The following is a 1,568-nucleotide window of genomic DNA, read 5'->3' as shown; positions in this document are numbered from 1 at the left end:
GCTGATCAAGTGGCGCAAATTTAAAATTTCCGCGCGGTAAAGGCGCAGTGCTTTCAGGCCCAAACCAACGATGGTATATTTTAGCCGCATCACCCTCTTGTTCTAATTTAATTAAAGCCACGTTGATGGCATCAATTAAACGTTTTTCTCCTTTAGCAACCGCCACACCCTGATATTCCTTAGTGATACTAAAAGGAGAAATTTCAAAATCTGCTTTCTGTTCATTCGAGATATTACCCAGCAGACCTATTAATTTCGAGTCGTCCTGAGTGATTGCCTGTACATTGCCATTACGTAAAGCAACAAATGCAAGCGGAGTATCATCGTAGGAGATCACCTTCGCGGTCGGATAATGTTCACGCAACGTGATTTCTTGTACCGTACCTTTATCAGCGCCAATACGTAAATTATTAATGTCTTCAGCCGTTTTTAATACGCCTTTGCGAGCAATAAATTTTTGACCGGTAGCAAAATAAGGCACACTAAAATCCACTTCTTTTGCACGTTCGTCGGTAATAGTAAAATTAGCGGCTATCAAATCAACTTTTTTCGATTGCAATAATGCTATACGGTTAGCTGGATTAGTAGCACGTAGTTCCAATTTTACTCCTAGCGCGTTAGCAAGCGCATTGGCAATATCAACATCGTACCCCACCAATTTATTCGTCTGTGAGTCTACGTAACCAAATGGCGGGTTACTATCAAAAACCGCAATACGAATAACCCCTTCTTTTTTAATAGCATCCAGCTTATCCGTATTAGGCGTGCAAGACGCGATAAGTAAACTGGTAAAAAATAGAGTAATTGCTATAACAAAATGTTTCATGGACAACTCCTGACTAGCATTGTAGAGCAGATGATCAGCAAACTCTGAGCGATTGATTGTACTGACGCAGCCTAACAATTAACGGATAGATCAGGAAATAATATAAAAAGCTATGTTTATAACCTTTTGATTGGTAAATTATCACACTTTCGCTAATGCCTCAGTAGGCACTTGATCTACAATTACTTTTTCTTTATGTGCTGATGATTTAGAGATAGCGGGCTTGGCTTTATCTTTAGCATCATTTGTTTCTTCACTGATTTCAGATTGACCAATAAATACTCCCCCTTTCTTAATCGAGAAGTTACTACCTTTGACAATCCCCTTTAATCGACCATGCTCTAGTATTTCTAGATGTTCAGAAACACAAACGCCATTAATACAACCATCAACGGTAATATGAGGTGCCGTTAAATTTCCTTCGATATTACCGCTACGCATCAGCTTAATTGTTCCTTCCGTGACGCTAATATCACCGATTACTACGCCATAGATTTGAATATCACCTTCAAGATTAATATTTCCTTTCAATACTGTCCCCGAGGCGATAATTGTATTTGTTTTTGCTAAATCTTGCTGTGTACCAGACAAGACAGTACCAGTTTGTACAGCAACGTTAACTACCGATGACACACTATTGTTACTATCTGCTCTCTTTTTAAACATAGTTTTTATCAACATAAAAAATAAAAATAAGAAAAATAATGCAGGAACGAAAAGTAGATAAATGAGGCAATTATAG

Annotated in this window: 2 protein-coding genes; both read right to left on the bottom strand. The window is 38.1% G+C overall.

The features are described from left to right. Nucleotides 1-826: ABC transporter substrate-binding protein (locus tag REG_RS10500; RefSeq protein WP_006705627.1), on the bottom strand; the 826-nt coding region annotated here is incomplete at its 3' end. Nucleotides 827-967: 141 nt separating this feature from the next. Further along, nucleotides 968-1,568, bottom strand: a 601-nt coding sequence (locus tag REG_RS10495; protein WP_039909047.1) for a bactofilin family protein, incomplete at its 5' end; no start/stop codon positions are given.

The organism is Candidatus Regiella insecticola LSR1 (assembly GCF_000143625.1).
Taxonomy (GTDB): domain Bacteria; phylum Pseudomonadota; class Gammaproteobacteria; order Enterobacterales; family Enterobacteriaceae; genus Regiella; species Regiella insecticola.
This window is presented reverse-complemented; position numbering and strand designations above follow the sequence as displayed.